Here is a 14,727-nt window from a genome sequence, read left to right on the forward strand (position 1 = left end):
CAAAATGGATGCCGGGCTGACCAGCATCCAGAATTCAGGTTTAACTGATGCCGATTAGAGCTTTGAAGGGGGCCTTGTCTTCTCGCTTGAAGAGGGACAGAGCCCCGGGATCTGTTCACTGCAGTGAGCTGGTCTATAACCCCCGATCACAAAAGCCCGGACACATTCGTCTACTGAGTTTTAATATCCAGGTAGGCATCAACACCCAGCAATTTCGTCACTATCTGACTCGCAGCTGGCAACATCTGTTGCCTCATTCCAGACGCGCAAGAACACTGGATCAGATTGCTGCCGCCCTCCCTGATTTTGATCTGGTAGCTCTTCAGGAAGCCGATGGTGGCAGCCTCAGAAGTGGCTTTATCAATCAAACCGAATACCTTGCCCTGAAATGCCAGTTTCCCTATTGGTATCACCAGTTGAATCGGAATCTCGGAAAACTGGCGCAGCACAGTAACGGATTGCTGAGCCGATACAAACCCATCATTCTTGAGGATCATAAACTGCCCGGATTGATTCCCGGACGGGGAGCTATCGTTGCCCAGTTTGGTGACCAGGGGGATCCTTTAGTTGTGGCGATGATGCATCTGGCTCTCAGCCAGAGGGCCAGAAATAATCAGCTTTCTTATATCAGGGATCTGGTCAGAACTTACAATCATGTGATCCTGATGGGCGATATGAATACCCACGCTGAACAACTGCTAAACAACTCACCCCTGAAAGATACTGACTTGCAGGCTGTTCACTCAGAACTGAACACTTTTCCCAGCTGGCGTCCCAGTCGTTCACTGGATCATATTCTGGTCAGTCCTTCCCTGACAGTGCATCAGGTCGGTGTACTGAATCTGCCAATTTCAGATCATCTGCCCATCGCAGTCGAAGTGGAAGTACCGAAGAGTGTCATTTTGGAAACAACATCATGACCGCCAGGAAAATAGGAGTTTTGGGTTCTGCTTTTAATCCGCCGACGTTGGGGCATCTGGATGTATTGGAACAGGCCCGACAGCAGTTTGACCTGATATTGCTGGTGCCCAATGCTGCCCATGCTTTTTCCAAGTCGATGTTACCGTTTCATCATCGTGTGGCCATGTGCCAGCATCTGGTGAATGCGGTACAACTGCCTCAATGTCAGATAGAAGTCTCAGACATTGAGCAGAAAATGCTGGCAGATAATCCCGAAAAACCGGTATATACCTTTGATTTGTTGGAACTCCTGGAGCAGAAATACCCCAGGGATCAGCTGGGTTTTATCAGAGGGCCCGATAATGCCGATCCCCGGATCTGGAAACGCTTCTATCGGTCTGAAGAGATTGAACAACGCTGGCAGGTCTTTACTGCACTGGAACGACAGAATATTCGAAGCACTCAGGTAAGAGAGCTGTTAGTTTCAGGAAGTTCTGACGATAACAACAAGGAAGCCGTGGCTGCTTTGCTCTTGCCTTCGGTTCATGATTACATTCTTCAGCATCATTTATATCAATAAGGTGTGCCATGAAATTATCTGGTCTGGGAGTCGAAGACGCTCATGTTGAAAGTGAAGAGCGAGTCTGGTCTGGATTTCTGAAGCTATGCCGATATAAAGTCAGGCATGCCCTTTTTCAGGGGGGGTGGAGTAAGACACTGGTTCGGGAAGCGGTTTTGCGAGTGCCATCTGTGGGTGTACTTCTCTATGACCCTTTTCTGGAAAAAGTCGTACTGGTCGAACAGTTTCGCATAGGCCCTCTGATGAGCCATGATGACCCCTGGTTGCTGGAAATTGTTGCAGGCATATCCGAGCCGGGTGAATCTCTGGAATCGGTTGCCATTCGTGAAGTGAAAGAAGAAGCCGGTTGTGAAGTGAAGCATCTTTTACCGGTATCCAATTTTTACGTCAGCCCCGGCGCAACCAATGAACGTTTCATGCTCTATTGCGGCATTGTTGATGCCTCATCGGCAGGTGGGGTTTACGGACTGCCGGAAGAAGGCGAAGATATCAGAGTGCATGTGTTGGCAGAAGAAGAAGCCTGGCAGATGGTTGAAGATGGTCGTATTTCCAACGCTCCGGCTATCGTTGCCCTGCAATGGTTAAGGTTGAACCATGGAGAACTTAAAGATTATGTTCAATGAAGCCAGGCCCGGATTTTTAATACTGATTCTAACTGCAGTGCTGGCTCTGACAGGCTGTCAGTACACAGGTTTTAATAACTCGGGTGGTCTGGGCGGTACGGCCGCTTCCTCAGGTCTGTATCGTGAAGGTCTGCCAGGTACCGCTAATTGGGCCGTCCTGCCTTTTATCAATCACAGCGAAGCCTCCAGTATCACTACTCAGGTAGAAAGAATACTGATGGTTAATTTGCCTTCACGGGGTATTGAAGAAGCCCGCTTGTATCCTGAGTCAGAAGTGACGACTGCCTCAAAATCGCTGGAAGCGGCTCATCGCTATCAGAATGGCAAACAGTGGGCTATGCAAAATGATATCAGCTTTGCAATTGCCGGTGAGATTTTCGAGTGGTACTACGATGACAGCGGCAGGCCCAATGTTTCTATGGGACTGACGGTTATTGATATCCGCAGTGGTGAGGTAATCTGGGATATAAACGGTGCCAGTGAAGGCTTGCAGGGTGACGATCTGTTTGATATCAGCCGGGGTTTGATATCCGATTTGCTTCAGTCTTTACCTATCAACCGGCGTATTTAGGAGCAGCAGGATGCTATACGCACTCAAAGACGAGAAAGGTGAAATTCAGGCGGTTGCTGACCAGCCGCTGACTGACGATTGGGAAATCGTCAATCTGGAAGATGAAGCCGTCCATAACTTCCTGCAACGAAACCCGACCATCGGTGGCAAGGTCATGCAGGCGGCGGATGCCGACTTTATCCGGGTACTTGAAGATTTGATTGACCTGCTCATTGATAAGCAGATCATTCAGTTTACCGAGCTGCCAGATCCGGTACAGAATAAACTACTGAACCGACGCCGGTATCGTGAAGAGTTACGTGATCAGGATGATACGACCCATCTGATTGATGGCGACGATGAGATCTTCTAGTTTTATCAGCGCCTATTAGAAATCTGGCCGCGCGTCGTCTTGCGGGCATTTTCTGTTGGCCAGCCTTCTGCCCATTCTTCCTGATACTCAATCGACTGATTGGGAATTATCAGACTTTTATCTTCCACCCTCACAGGGAAAAGCTTCCCGTTAAGGTGATCCAGTTCATGCTGCATTATCCTGGCAGTAAAACCTGAAAGGTTGCTTTCATGCCGCTCTCCGTGTTCGTTATATCCAACCACTGTGATGCTTTCAGGGCGCTCAATCCAGGCTCTCATGCCCGGAACTGAAAGGCAGCCTTCCCAGGTCCAGCAGGTATTTTTACTGAAATCGGTGATTTGTGGATTGATCCAGAATGCAAAAGGGATGTCCGGAGCCTGTGGATATCTGAACCGGTTAAGTTCTGAAATACCAACACTGAGAACACGGGCGGGCCAACCTATCTGGGGAGCGGCAAGTCCCACTCCAAGGGTACTTAATTGCTTCTGCTTGAGAATCTCAAGGTTGTGCTGAAAGTCATCTGAAGTTATTTCTCTGACGTCGACCTGGGGTTGTTCCTGAAACAGCAGAGGGTGGCCCATGAGTAATACATTTGGATCTTGATTCAGTCTCATCACAATAGATTCCGTAATAAAAATACGCTGTCTGTTTTATAGCCTAATATTGATGCAGCAAAATAGCCCGAGGAGCTGTGTGTCTATGTCAGGAACCTATATACGCGCCAAACATTCATCATCCCCAAAGTCATCTGCAAGGGTTCTCTGACAACAATTTATGCAACATTTCTACATAGGCGTCGATGTCGGCTCTGGCAGTGCCCGGGCGGGATTGTTCAATGCAAAGGGAGAGAAAATTGCCCTGGCCGTCAGTCCAATCAGGCAGTTTCGCCCTGCCGCAGACTTTGTTGAACAATCGTCGTCTGATATCTGGGAACAGGTCTGCAAGGTTGTAAGCACCGTTTTGAAGGATTCAGCTATCAATCCGGAACAGGTAAAGGCATCGGGTTTGACGCAACCTGTTCCCTGGTCTCTGTTGATGCAAATAATAACCCTGTGACCGTTTCGCCCACAGAACGGGATGATCAGAATATCATCATGTGGATGGATCACCGGGCATTAACCGAGGCAGCCGAAATCAATGCCACCAACAGTGAGGTTCTGAAGTTTGTCGGTGGCGAAGTCAGCCCCGAAATGGGACTGCCTAAACTGAAATGGTTAAAACGTCACCTGCCGAAGCATTATGAACGCACTGCACGTTTTTTCGACCTGTCGGATTACCTGGTTTACCGCTCCAGTGGCAAGGACCTTCGGAGCACTTGTACCAAGGTGTGCAAATGGACTTATCTTGCCCACGACCAACGTTGGGATACCTCTCTGTTTCAGCAGCTGGATCTGGAAGACCTGATTGTCGATGAAAAAATCGGTCAGACAATCATTGATCCCGGTTCGCCTGCTGGACAGCTGACTGATGAAGCAGCAAAAGCGCAGTACATATGAGATTCTGAACCAAGAGGTGGCCCGCCTTGAGTCTGAAAATCCCCATTTTACCGCCCATTTCCATCTGCTGGGCTACCATCATGGCAACCGTTCACCTCGGGCTAACCCTTATTTAAAAGGCATGGTTTCAGGCTTGTCATTAAATGAGGACCTGGCCGAACTGGCTAAAATTTACATGGCTGCTATTCAATCAGTGTCCTACGGCACACGTCATATCATTGCGACAATGAACAATGCCGGGCATCAAATAAATCGCATACATATGTGTGGCGGAGTCACAAAAAATCCCTTGTGGCTTCGTGAGCACGCTAATGCAACGAGTTGCGAAATCATCCTGAGTAAAGAGGACGAAGCGGTGATCCTTGGTTCTGCCATGCTGGCGGCAACGGCCTGCGGTGATTTTGCCGGGTTAAAGGATGCCATGTCCGCTATGTCATCCACAGGCAAGGTCATCAAACCCCAAACATCAACCCGGGCTTTTCATGATGCCAAGTACAAGGTTTTTCAAGAAATGTTCGAAGACCAGATGAAGTACAAAAACATTATGGGTGAATTTTAATCAGACAAACACGGCCTAAGGAGGTTTAAATTGTGACTGCTTTAACCCTGACCCTGCCTGAGAAAAGACAACCTGTTGCCCTGCAAGATAAAGAAGTCTTTGTTATTGCAAATGGCGATCTCAGGGATACTGCGAATCAGACATGCTGGGATGTTCAGCAGTCTTTTGAGAGAAAACTGGAGGCGGCCTTGAAAGAGAAGTTTGATTTCAGTGCCCGTCGTGCTCATCCCGTAAAAGAGGATCAGGGACACGGGTTTATCAGCAACCAGCGTGAAGGCTCTGATGTTCTCGCCTCCATTAGTCCTGAGGCCCCGGTAATTGTGCTGATGACCGCGTGGCAATACTCGCATCACATAGCACCCTCCCTGGTTCATCACAGGGGCCCTATCCTGCTGCTGGCTAACTTCGATGGCACATGGCCCGGTCTGGTGGGTGCATTGTGCATGGCTGGCACCCTGACCAGTCTTGGCAAAGATTACAGCCGCCTGTGGTCCGAAAACTTTGATGATGATTTCTTTTACATGGGTCTGCAAGCCTGGCTGGAAAGCGGACAGATTGAACACGATACCTCCTACCTGAAAGAGATCACCAGAGAGCACCCTGTGACTGGCACTGAAGCCGGTAAAATAGGTCAGCAGGTGGGAGAATACATTCTCGAAAACAAGGAAATTATGGGACTTTACGACATGTTCTGCATGGGCATGATGAACGGCGTATTCCCACAGGAATGCCTCGTCAGGATTGGAATGCCCATTGAGGCATTATCCCAGTCCGCGCTTTTGCACGACATGAGTCTTGTTTCAGAAGAGCTGCGTGAGGAGTGTTTGCAATGGTATATCGATCGCGGTATGGCCTTCAAATTTGGTAGCGATGCTGCCACCGAGCTGACCCGCGAGCAGGTAAAAGAGCAGTGCGCCATGATGATTGCCATGGCTCGTGCGACCAAACGCTTTGGCCTGACAAGCGTTGGGGTTCAGTATCAACAGGGTTTGAAAGACAGTTGTGCTGCCTCGGACTTTGCAGAAGGTGCCATCGGCTCAACCGCCCGCTTTCCGATTAAAGACGACAATGGAGACGTGATTTCCGAAGGCAAGCCCATTCCCTGCATTAACGAGGTAGACATGGGGACCGCTATTCCACAAACCATGCTGTTTCGCCTGCTCGACAGTCTGGGTCTGCCATCGGAGACAACGCTGCACGATATTCGCTGGGGCAGTGAGTTTGAAGGTACATTTTATTGGGATTTCGAAATTTCCGGCTCTGTACCTTTCGAACACATCAAGGGGGGAATCGGCGGTGCTATCGGTCACCGACAGCCTGCCATGTACTTCCCCTTAGGCGGCTCTACGCTGAGCGGCCAGAGTAAAGCAGGCAGGTTTGTGTGGGCTCGAGCGCACTATGAGGGTACAGACGTTCACATGCATATCGGTACCGGTACGGCCTTCGAACTGCCTCAGGAAGAGTTTCAGCGTCGTCTTAATGCAACCTGCAAAGAGTGGCCTTTGATGAACTGTGTACTGGACGGAGTGGGTCGTGACGACCTGATGGCGGGTCACCAGAGCAATCATATTTCTATTGCCTATGTGCCGCAAGAAAATCTGAAACAAGTGATTCAGGCATTTGCCACACAAGCCCTGACTCAAAACATACGTGTTCATTTAGCTGGCGATATTGCCATTTGAAACTCTGGCAGAGGTGTGACATTAGGGCCAGCTAATGAATAAGATAATCCTTGAATAAAGGTTTTATCTGTGGATAACCTGTTAAAAGGTGTGGAAAAAACTGTCATTGATGTGTGCATAAATGCAAGGAGGCGTTATGAAACTGGAAAAGTGTCCCTGTTGTCTGGGCGAAGCAGAGTTGGCCAGCATGATGGTTGGGGACACTGAAATGTGGCAGGTGACCTGTTCAAGCTGCGGGTTATCCACAGAGCTGGATGATGACCAGACCTTTTCGGAAGAACGATGGAATCTGCGTCTGGAGCGTTCAAAGTTGAAAATGTGGGTAACCCTGCTGGCTTCCCTGCTGCCTTTTCTGGCAGTAGCCGCGTTTCTTGGTGGCAGTTTTATGGGGCTCAGGCTTCAGTAAATACCCCGATCACCTGTCAATTGCAGGTTCACGGGGCTCTTTTTAACGGGGCTCTTGTTAAATTGTAATTACTGCTTCAGGCAGCTGACGATGGTGTTGGTCAAACTGTCCATAAACTCGATATAACCATCAGGGCCGACAGCGACATCTGTGGCCAGAGGGTCGAGCACAGCAACATGGGCGTTGGTGTCTTCAATGATCCTGTCAATATAAGCAGGCTGGAACTGCGGTTCACGGAAAACGCAGCTATTACCGGCTTTTTTAAGCTTCTCTTGCAGATGAGTCAGATGTTTCGCACCCGGCTGCTGTTCCGGGTTTGCAGTGAAATGATCGACAATATTCAGCTCGTAATGCTTCTGAAGGTAACCATAAGCATCATGGAAAACGAACATGGGCTGATTATGGTAGTCAGTCAGTTTGCTGATGTTGCGCTTATCTGCTGCCTGTACCGCTTTTTTGAATGCGTTGTAATTATCCGTGTATTGCTTTTTATGCCCAGGGTCCAGCTCACTCAGCTTCTCTGACAGAGTTTTGGCTATCGCTATGGCGTTATCGGGGCTTAGCCAGATGTGGACGTCATACTCGCCGTGGTGATGATGGCTTTCCCCGGCATGGTCATCATGGTTCTCATGATCATCATGATCTTCTCCGGCATGATCATCGTGGTTTTCTCCACCATGATTATCATGGTTCTCTTCTTCGCCTTCATTAATTTTCAGAAGCTTTAACTCACTTTCCTGCATTAAAGGCACGGAGGTCGCTTTTATTGAACCTGACAGGGTTTTATCCAGAAAGACTTCCATATCGGGTCCGACCCAGAAAACAAAATCGGCTTCATAAAGCTTTCTGGCGTCTGAAGGCTTCAGGCTGTAACTGTGGGGAGAAGCACCAGCAGGAAGTAACACGTCAGCAGAAGTAACACCTTCGGTGATGGAAGCCGCAATCAGCTGCAAAGGCTTAATAGAAGTCAGTACTTTGGGTGGTTCTTTGCTCCAGGCCGACAAGGTCAGAGGGAGTAAAAGGCCAGACAGCCAGAGCATTATCTTTGGTTTTCTTGAGAAAATCATAGTTAGACAACTGTATCGGTATCAAAAATAAACGTTATATTATAACGATTCTGAGAGTGAATGCTCGAGTTTTTCTAACAAATTGGTTTGTTGTCTGACTGTCGCCGGCAATAGGATTGCGAACAGCTACTGAATACTCGGCGGTTAGCAAAATCGTCATAAACCCTCGCCCAATCGAGGGTGTCGCAAAAGGGTATGGTCAGCAGGATATATCAAGATCGTCGTTCCCGCGCAGGCGGGAACCCACCACGAACAGTGGATCTCCGCCTTCGCGGAGATGACGGTTTGAAGCTTGAAGCGTTTTAATTGACCTTTTGCGACACCCTCAATCGGGCGGGGATATAAGACGGGAAGGCAGAGACAACTGCCCAACCGCCCTTGAAGAACCAGACGAGCCCATACCTGAGTGACCCGTTAAGGCTGCGGCAAATCAAACAAAAGACCAATAATAACCGAGGGGCACCCGGTTACTGCTGATGGAGGCTTCTGTGTAAGTCCAGTCGCTATAGGCTGGCTGTAGCCTGTGAAGTCAGAAGCCTCGCCTGACAAGGCGGGGAGTGTCACAGAGTCGGATGATATAAGGATCGTATGAGGGAAAGCGGTGGGAAAGTAAAATCTGGAATGGTCAGCAAAATCTCAGCCCCTTGATAAGGGGCTGAAAAAATGAATGGTCAAACATCACCCCAGTAGCTGTCGCCGAAGAACGAGCTGAGTTTTTTGGTTTCTTTTCTGTCTTCCAGGGCCCTTCGAATCTGCAGTGCGCGCTTTGAACCTTTATTAGGTAAATCGTCTCGAACAATTTCTTCTTCCTGAAGATAATCTTTCTTAAGCTGTATATCTTTGTTAGCCATGGCGGCACCTCTTTGTTCTTTTTGATTTTTATTGTTTTTATGATGCTTTCTGACAGTTACGAAATTATGAAAAATGTTTGAGAAGAACAAGAGAAAAATACGACAAAGTGTGTGAGATATTTCTCACGGTAGTGATTTTTAGCAGAATTGTCTTAAACCTTCGTCCAAACGAGAGTTTACGACGATGTTGCTAAAACCTTGTACAATTCCTTAACGGCTCTGGTTGCGCATTGAGCAGCCGGACTGCATGGTTTTTATCTAGCTGGAAAGAATGCTGTCTATGGACGTAACCCCTATCATTGACTCCCTGAACGATGCCCAGCGACAGGCGGTCACAAGTCCTCCGGGTTCACTGCTGGTTCTGGCAGGAGCTGGCAGTGGTAAAACCCGGGTACTGGTGCATCGTATTGCCTGGCTGATTCAGGCTGAAGGCATGTCGCCCTACTCCATTATGGCAGTGACTTTTACCAACAAGGCAGCGGCAGAGATGCGAAGCCGTATCGAAGAACTGCTCGGGATTCCACCTCGTGGCATGTGGGTTGGAACTTTCCACGGGCTGGCTCACCGGTTGTTGAGGGCTCACTTTAAGGATGCAGGCTTGCCTGAGAACTTTCAGATACTCGACAGCGATGATCAGCTGAGGGTGATCAAACGTCTGATGAAGGCCATGAACCTTGATGAACAGAAGTGGCCTCCCCGTCAGGCCCAATGGTACATCAACAGCAAGAAAGATGAAGGGCTCAGACCTGACTATATCGATCCGGGTTATGATCCTTTTGAAAGAACCATGCTGGATGTTTACCGGGCTTATCATGACTATTGCAACCAAACAGGTGTTGTTGATTTTGGTGAGCTGCTGCTACGTTCACATGAGCTCTGGCTGAAAAGACCGGATATTCTTCAGCACTATCAAGAGCGATTCCGTTACCTGCTAGTGGACGAATTTCAAGATACTAACGCCATTCAGTATGCCTGGTTGAGGATCTTGACCGGTGATCAGGACAAAATGATGATCGTCGGTGATGACGATCAGTCGATCTATGGCTGGCGTGGTGCCCGTATTGAAAACATACGACAATTCTCAAAAGACTTTCCGAAAGCCCAAACCATTCGTCTTGAGCAAAATTATCGCTCTACCAGTAACATCCTGCGTGCAGCCAATGCAGTGATTGCCAATAACCCGGACAGGCTGGGTAAAGAGCTCTGGACCAGCGGTTATGAAGGAGAGCCCATCCAGCTTTATGCCGGTTTTAACGAAATGGATGAAGCCCGATTTATCACCGATCGTATTCGTGAGGCTTCTGAACAGGGCATGGCTCGCAGTGGTATAGCGATACTTTATCGCTCTAATGCCCAGTCCCGTATTCTCGAAGAAGCCATGCTCAGGGCTTCCATTCCCTACCGAATTTATGGTGGTCAGCGGTTTTTTGAACGGGCGGAAATCAAGAATGCTCTGGCCTATCTGAGACTGGTCAGCTCACCTGATGACGACACTTCCCTCGAAAGGGTTATCAATATTCCTACTCGTGGTATTGGTGAAAAAACCGTTGAAAAACTCCGTGAAACAGCCCGTTCACAGGGCCTGAGTTTATGGGGTGCCGTCAAAACTGTTGTTGCCGCCAGTGCCATTGGTGGCAAAGCCGGTCGTTCTCTGGGTGAATTTGTTGACTTGATAGAAAGCCTGAGTGCTTCAGGTGATGAGCTGAATCTGGGGGAGTTGGCCGACCATGTAATATCCGTCTCTGGTTTGATTGATCATCATGAGAAAGAGAAAGGGGAAAAAGGTCGTGCCAGGGTAGAAAACCTGGAGGAACTGGTCACCGCCTGCAGCGAATTTGATATTGAAGACTTCGATCAGGATGAAGAGACAGAGCCCATGTCTCCGCTGGCAGCATTTCTGGCCCACGCGGCTCTGGAAGCCGGAGACAATCAAGCTGACCCATTTACAGACAGCGTTCAGATGATGACCCTTCATTCAGCTAAGGGTTTGGAGTTTCCGCTGGTTTTTCTTGCCGGTCTGGAAGAAGGTCTGTTCCCCCATAAGATGTCTCTGGAAGAAGGTAACCTGGAAGAAGAAAGACGACTCTGTTACGTCGGGATTACCCGGGCTATGGAAAAGCTCTATCTTACCTATGCAGAGAATCGCAGACTCTACGGGAGTGACACCATGAATCGCCCTTCCCGCTTTATTCGGGAAATTCCCGGCGAGCTGCTGCAGGAAGTGCGTCTGGGTGGATCAATTACTCGTCCGGTTTCTGTTCAAACATCTGACCATGGATTGGCTTTAGGCCAGCGTGTTCATCATGATGTCTTTGGTGAAGGGGTGGTCCTGAATTATGAGGGTGAAGGCGGCCAGGCCCGGGTTCAGGTCAACTTTGATTCGGAAGGTTCAAAATGGTTGATGATGGCTTACGCTAACCTGAGTCCGTTGTAGGTATAAGCATCTGGTCAGCGACCTGGATCTTCCCCCGTCTAAAGAGGGTGTCGCAAAACCCTGGTTCCCAAGTTTTCAGACCCTGTGGGTCCCTGCATGGAAACGAGAGCTTTGCGACAGCCTTAATTCAGGTGAGGAGTGCCGCAATTGATTTTGTAGCGTGATTCACAGTGCGTCGTAGTAATCCCCCCACTTTTGTCTGAAAAACACGTTACAGTACTGTAACTCCAATTCTAATGGCGATTCGTTGGTGACATTGACATAAGGGTTAAGTTCCAATGTGACTACTACTGACTCTGCCGCCAGCAGCTTATCGTACAGTGCTCGTTTTCGCCCTTCATTCTCTGAAGCTGGCATTCGTATAATGATATTTTTTTTGCAGTTTGGTGCAGGTATAGGAAAGTATTTTTTGGGCACCAATATTTCAAATTGACCACCCTGGTTAAAACCATAGTGCTTGTTAACCCTGTACTCGCCAGACTTCAGTTCATATTGCATATGATAATAGTCAGAGTATTTGCCCGGGTTTACTTTTATCCATTCTGCATAAGTTATTGCAGTGAATAGCAGCATGAATAGGGTTAAAATTTTGTTCATAAGTACCTGGCCAGTTGGTTAGTGATTCTAACCCGTTCACAACGTATAGATACTGTTGATTTTTCAGAAAATAGATCTACACAAGCGTGTATAGCAGGTGTGGATTTCCCCATTCTGCTATACCGCAAGGTCTTTACAAACAGAGGCAGTCAAGAGAACTGTCAACTGTGTAGTTTGATTCATCAGTAACTGAGGAGACTTTTACAAGTCTTAATGATCATTTAGTGTCAAGGATAATTACATCATAATTAGGAATAAACTCGCCCTCAATAAGATGATGGTTATGGTTTTTTCGCAAATTGCGAACATAATAGATAATACCAGCAGCTATAGTAGTTAAAACGAACCCCACGGGGATTCCAACGGCGATTCCTGTCTCTATTCCCTTGCTGTAATCTCGTGATAATTTTTTCCAGTCGGGGTTGGGATAAAGACACTCCTGTTGAGGCAGTTCTTGATGTATAGCGATGGGCGAGTTGAGTCTATTGGCAAGATCTGCTTTTTGGGTTCTGGTATCTCCGGGATAGAAAGTATGTGTTTGCGAAAATGGGCTTTGGGTGGATGCTTCTATCACCTCAGGGTCGGAGAGATTTGCTTTGACAACCAGGTCTGTGGTTAGCGTGTGGAAAGTTTTTAGAGAACGTGTCACTTCTATATCACAAAGATAACGACCAGTATCAGTTACATTGACTCCGTGCATAGTCACAGTGAAGGTATAGTTCCCAAGATTGGAAAGATCCAGTGAAATATTTCTCAGATTGGAAAAACTCAGCGATGTGTTTCCCGGACTGGAAAAATTCATCGGTACTTGTCTTTCGGCATTTTGATAGGAAATACTTTCTACCTTGTCTTTCTGCCAATAAAGGTAGGTTTCGATACTGCCATTTTTTTGCTGGGGGCCAAAGCGAACCGAATCCAGTGATGGTATCTCATTATCAACAGTGGGATTGAATCTATATTGGAATCTGGCTTCATTGCCCTGAAGAACAGCAATGTTTGGATTCACTGGCCCATGATGAATGTGTCTTAGTTCAAGATCGCATCTGAATATAACTGGTGGGAAGGAGTCATAACGGATGCGTGCGCCATAAAATCCGGCCTCTTCTGGCTGTACATCCTTAAAAAAGATTTTCAGATTAGCGCCTGCCGCATCTCCTTTGTAAGAATAAGAAAACCGTCCTTCGTAACCTTTTTCTGTATCCAATGTATGATTTTCTAACTTCATCATAGAAAAATCGACCCACTTATATTGACGATTCCAGAGCCCAAACCAAATCTCCTCTTTTTCATCAAAATTCCCTGTCGGGCAAGGGCCATGATCAATCCTGACAAAAAGAACAACTGTGCCTTTAAAATATTCATGCAACTGTGGCTCAAACTGACAGCTACCTTCGCAAGTTTTAAGATTTTTGGCATCTGCAAAGCCGCTATTTTGATTATCAGGACGGTTAATAGCGGAGTGGAGAACAAACATGGTTGCCAGAGATTGTAGCCAGGAATTAGAGTTTAAATATGGAGAAGAACGGGCATAAGGTGAAACAAGTGGCAGCATGATGAGCATCAACACCAGACTGTAATTTGAATATCTTAATTTTTGAATAAACATAACATCGCCTTTCAGGTATCAAATGGATTGAAAACTGCTGATTGGTTTTTGACAGATAATGAAATCATGGCATTGAGCGTAGACGAGAATCCGGATCACAGCAGGCAGGCAAAACAGACCCATGTATCCTTTGATGCATGCCGCTGAGTATTACAACATTCCTGAGAACTTTGATTGTCAGCCTGACGGGGTAATCCCGATCAGGCAGTCCAGACAGGTTATTTCCGAAAAATTCATGGCTTCCAGAGCGGGTAGCAATGACGTGACCGATTTGTCTGAGCCCGTATAAAGGAAGCAATGTTCAACAGGCCCTTCATGATGGGAATAATGCACCTCCAGCAAAGAGGCCACTCTGCGGGCGATAGCTTCACCGGAATCAATCCAGGTAACGGGGGCGGGTACGACAGAATCCAGAAGTTCCTGAACCAATGGAAAATGGGTGCAACCCAAAACGATACAGTCTGGCCAGTTAGTGCCATTGAACAGCGGTTCAATAATCTTTTTCAGATCATCAGGGTTTATTTTTTCACCGCGCAGATGTTGTTCAGCAAGGTGCACCAGTTCACTACTGCCTACCCGAATCACCTCACAGTCTCCTGCGAACTCATGGATCAGCTGACTGGTATATTCTCTTTCAACGGTTCCCGGCGTGGCCAGAAGGCCAATGCAGCGTTTTTTTGAAGACTGGCTGGCAGGTTTGATGGCTGGCACAACGCCAACAACAGGAATTTCGAGCAGCTGGCGGGCCCTGGGCAAAGCAATAGTGCTGGCTGTATTGCAGGCGATGATGGCCAGGGAGGGTTGAAAGTTATTAACCAGCCGTGACAGACAATGAAGAGTTCGGTCAACCACATCATTTTCAGACTTTGGGCCATAGGGAAAACCTTCACTGTCAGAGCAGTAAATCACGGACAGAGACGGCAGTTTCTCCCTGACTTTCTGGTAGATGCTGAGACCTCCGACTCCGGAGTCAAAAATGACGATAGGCTTCTGTTGCATAAGA

The 14,727-nt window shown here is 47.8% G+C and carries 17 protein-coding genes and 1 pseudogene; 12 read left to right on the forward strand and 6 right to left on the reverse strand.

Annotated features, from left to right (window positions below):
- The first annotated feature begins 47 nt into the window (after nt 1-47).
- The 5 genes from ACO6VG_RS06350 to ACO6VG_RS06370 are packed head-to-tail and all read left to right on the forward strand — an operon-like array spanning nt 48 to nt 3,026.
- Nucleotides 48-920 (forward strand): endonuclease/exonuclease/phosphatase family protein, encoded by an 873-nt coding sequence (locus ACO6VG_RS06350; RefSeq protein ID WP_422136141.1) that lies wholly within the window; start codon nt 48-50, stop codon nt 918-920.
- The gene (locus ACO6VG_RS06355) at nt 917-1,480 is read left to right on the forward strand and encodes an adenylyltransferase/cytidyltransferase family protein (protein WP_422139426.1); all 564 of its coding nucleotides are present in this window, start codon (nt 917-919) and stop codon (nt 1,478-1,480) included. The genes ACO6VG_RS06350 and ACO6VG_RS06355 overlap by 4 nt, the downstream gene beginning before the upstream one ends.
- An 8-nt stretch (nt 1,481-1,488) precedes the next feature.
- Nucleotides 1,489-2,103 carry an NUDIX domain-containing protein gene (locus tag ACO6VG_RS06360; protein WP_422139427.1) on the forward strand — a complete coding sequence of 205 codons (615 nt, stop codon included), beginning with the start codon at nt 1,489-1,491 and terminating at the stop codon, nt 2,101-2,103.
- Nucleotides 2,093-2,674: a hypothetical protein gene (locus tag ACO6VG_RS06365; protein ID WP_422473186.1), complete on the forward strand. Its 582-nt coding sequence runs from the start codon at nt 2,093-2,095 to the stop codon at nt 2,672-2,674. Before ACO6VG_RS06360 ends, ACO6VG_RS06365 begins: the two co-directional genes overlap by 11 nt.
- A gap of 10 nt (nt 2,675-2,684) precedes the next feature.
- Nucleotides 2,685-3,026, forward strand: coding sequence for a hypothetical protein (locus tag ACO6VG_RS06370; RefSeq protein WP_422136145.1), 342 nt, complete (start codon nt 2,685-2,687; stop codon nt 3,024-3,026).
- A 5-nt stretch (nt 3,027-3,031) separates the two neighbouring features.
- On the opposite strand, the gene def is transcribed toward ACO6VG_RS06370, so the two are convergent.
- Complete coding sequence (def, locus tag ACO6VG_RS06375; protein ID WP_422139429.1) at nt 3,032-3,640, reverse strand: peptide deformylase; 609 nt, start codon at nt 3,638-3,640, stop codon at nt 3,032-3,034.
- A gap of 160 nt (nt 3,641-3,800) precedes the next feature.
- Here def and ACO6VG_RS06380 point away from each other — a divergent pair, with 160 nt between their 5' ends.
- The 5 genes from ACO6VG_RS06380 to ACO6VG_RS06400 all read left to right on the forward strand — a co-directional run bounded on the left by ACO6VG_RS06380 (nt 3,801) and on the right by ACO6VG_RS06400 (nt 7,169).
- Nucleotides 3,801-4,082 (forward strand): FGGY family carbohydrate kinase, encoded by a 282-nt coding sequence (locus ACO6VG_RS06380; RefSeq protein WP_422136147.1) that lies wholly within the window; start codon nt 3,801-3,803, stop codon nt 4,080-4,082.
- Nucleotides 4,079-4,522: an FGGY family carbohydrate kinase gene (locus ACO6VG_RS06385; RefSeq protein WP_422139430.1), complete on the forward strand. Its 444-nt coding sequence runs from the start codon at nt 4,079-4,081 to the stop codon at nt 4,520-4,522. Before ACO6VG_RS06380 ends, ACO6VG_RS06385 begins: the two co-directional genes overlap by 4 nt.
- Nucleotides 4,494-5,081: an FGGY-family carbohydrate kinase gene (locus ACO6VG_RS06390; protein ID WP_422473188.1), complete on the forward strand. Its 588-nt coding sequence runs from the start codon at nt 4,494-4,496 to the stop codon at nt 5,079-5,081. Before ACO6VG_RS06385 ends, ACO6VG_RS06390 begins: the two co-directional genes overlap by 29 nt.
- A 32-nt stretch (nt 5,082-5,113) precedes the next feature.
- On the forward strand, nt 5,114-6,763 hold the full coding sequence (locus tag ACO6VG_RS06395; protein ID WP_422473190.1) for a hypothetical protein: 1,650 nt from the start codon (nt 5,114-5,116) through the stop codon (nt 6,761-6,763).
- Nucleotides 6,764-6,899: 136 nt separating this feature from the next.
- On the forward strand, nt 6,900-7,169 hold the full coding sequence (locus tag ACO6VG_RS06400; RefSeq protein ID WP_422136151.1) for a hypothetical protein: 270 nt from the start codon (nt 6,900-6,902) through the stop codon (nt 7,167-7,169).
- A gap of 68 nt (nt 7,170-7,237) precedes the next feature.
- Here ACO6VG_RS06400 and znuA read toward each other — a convergent pair whose 3' ends face one another.
- Entirely contained in the window at nt 7,238-8,209 is a 972-nt protein-coding gene (znuA, locus tag ACO6VG_RS06405; RefSeq protein ID WP_422136152.1) for a zinc ABC transporter substrate-binding protein ZnuA, read from the reverse strand.
- A 698-nt stretch (nt 8,210-8,907) separates the two neighbouring features.
- Entirely contained in the window at nt 8,908-9,087 is a 180-nt protein-coding gene (locus ACO6VG_RS06410) for a hypothetical protein (protein ID WP_317144168.1), read from the reverse strand.
- 280 nt (nt 9,088-9,367) lie between these two features.
- Here ACO6VG_RS06410 and uvrD point away from each other — a divergent pair, with 280 nt between their 5' ends.
- Nucleotides 9,368-11,521, forward strand: a complete 2,154-nt coding sequence (gene uvrD, locus ACO6VG_RS06415) for a DNA helicase II (protein ID WP_422139434.1) — start codon at nt 9,368-9,370, stop codon at nt 11,519-11,521.
- Between the two features lie 165 nt (nt 11,522-11,686).
- On the opposite strand, the gene ACO6VG_RS06420 is transcribed toward uvrD, so the two are convergent.
- Entirely contained in the window at nt 11,687-12,118 is a 432-nt protein-coding gene (locus ACO6VG_RS06420) for a hypothetical protein (protein WP_422473192.1), read from the reverse strand.
- A 33-nt stretch (nt 12,119-12,151) separates the two neighbouring features.
- Here ACO6VG_RS06420 and ACO6VG_RS06425 point away from each other — a divergent pair.
- Nucleotides 12,152-12,262: pseudogene (locus ACO6VG_RS06425) on the forward strand (IS701 family transposase); the annotation flags it as partial.
- Between the two features lie 73 nt (nt 12,263-12,335).
- On the opposite strand, the gene ACO6VG_RS06430 reads toward ACO6VG_RS06425, so the two are convergent.
- Both ACO6VG_RS06430 and murI read right to left on the reverse strand, forming a co-directional pair.
- Entirely contained in the window at nt 12,336-13,724 is a 1,389-nt protein-coding gene (locus ACO6VG_RS06430) for a hypothetical protein (protein WP_422473194.1), read from the reverse strand.
- 177 nt (nt 13,725-13,901) lie between these two features.
- The gene (gene murI, locus ACO6VG_RS06435) at nt 13,902-14,723 is read right to left on the reverse strand and encodes a glutamate racemase (RefSeq protein ID WP_422473196.1); all 822 of its coding nucleotides are present in this window, start codon (nt 14,721-14,723) and stop codon (nt 13,902-13,904) included.
- Between the last annotated feature and the right edge of the window lie 4 nt (nt 14,724-14,727).

It is taken from the genome of Endozoicomonas sp. ALB032 (assembly GCF_049310125.1).
Lineage (GTDB): Bacteria > Pseudomonadota > Gammaproteobacteria > Pseudomonadales > Endozoicomonadaceae > Endozoicomonas_A.

Bases quoted from the DNA above. Each gene is read 5' to 3' on its own strand.
- ACO6VG_RS06350 (WP_422136141.1), top strand. From the start codon at position 48: ATGCCGATTAGAGCTTTGAAGGGGGCCTTGTCTTCTCGCTTGAAGAGG.
- ACO6VG_RS06355 (WP_422139426.1), top strand. From the start codon at position 917: ATGACCGCCAGGAAAATAGGAGTTTTGGGTTCTGCTTTTAATCCGCCG.
- ACO6VG_RS06360 (WP_422139427.1), top strand. From the start codon at position 1,489: ATGAAATTATCTGGTCTGGGAGTCGAAGACGCTCATGTTGAAAGTGAA.
- ACO6VG_RS06365 (WP_422473186.1), top strand. From the start codon at position 2,093: ATGTTCAATGAAGCCAGGCCCGGATTTTTAATACTGATTCTAACTGCA.
- ACO6VG_RS06370 (WP_422136145.1), top strand. From the start codon at position 2,685: ATGCTATACGCACTCAAAGACGAGAAAGGTGAAATTCAGGCGGTTGCT.
- def (WP_422139429.1), bottom strand. From the start codon at position 3,640: ATGAGACTGAATCAAGATCCAAATGTATTACTCATGGGCCACCCTCTG.
- ACO6VG_RS06380 (WP_422136147.1), top strand. From the start codon at position 3,801: ATGCAACATTTCTACATAGGCGTCGATGTCGGCTCTGGCAGTGCCCGG.
- ACO6VG_RS06390 (WP_422473188.1), top strand. From the start codon at position 4,494: ATGAAGCAGCAAAAGCGCAGTACATATGAGATTCTGAACCAAGAGGTG.
- ACO6VG_RS06400 (WP_422136151.1), top strand. From the start codon at position 6,900: ATGAAACTGGAAAAGTGTCCCTGTTGTCTGGGCGAAGCAGAGTTGGCC.
- znuA (WP_422136152.1), bottom strand. From the start codon at position 8,209: ATGCTCTGGCTGTCTGGCCTTTTACTCCCTCTGACCTTGTCGGCCTGG.
- ACO6VG_RS06410 (WP_317144168.1), bottom strand. From the start codon at position 9,087: ATGGCTAACAAAGATATACAGCTTAAGAAAGATTATCTTCAGGAAGAA.
- uvrD (WP_422139434.1), top strand. From the start codon at position 9,368: ATGGACGTAACCCCTATCATTGACTCCCTGAACGATGCCCAGCGACAG.
- ACO6VG_RS06420 (WP_422473192.1), bottom strand. From the start codon at position 12,118: ATGAACAAAATTTTAACCCTATTCATGCTGCTATTCACTGCAATAACT.
- ACO6VG_RS06430 (WP_422473194.1), bottom strand. From the start codon at position 13,724: ATGTTTATTCAAAAATTAAGATATTCAAATTACAGTCTGGTGTTGATG.
- murI (WP_422473196.1), bottom strand. From the start codon at position 14,723: ATGCAACAGAAGCCTATCGTCATTTTTGACTCCGGAGTCGGAGGTCTC.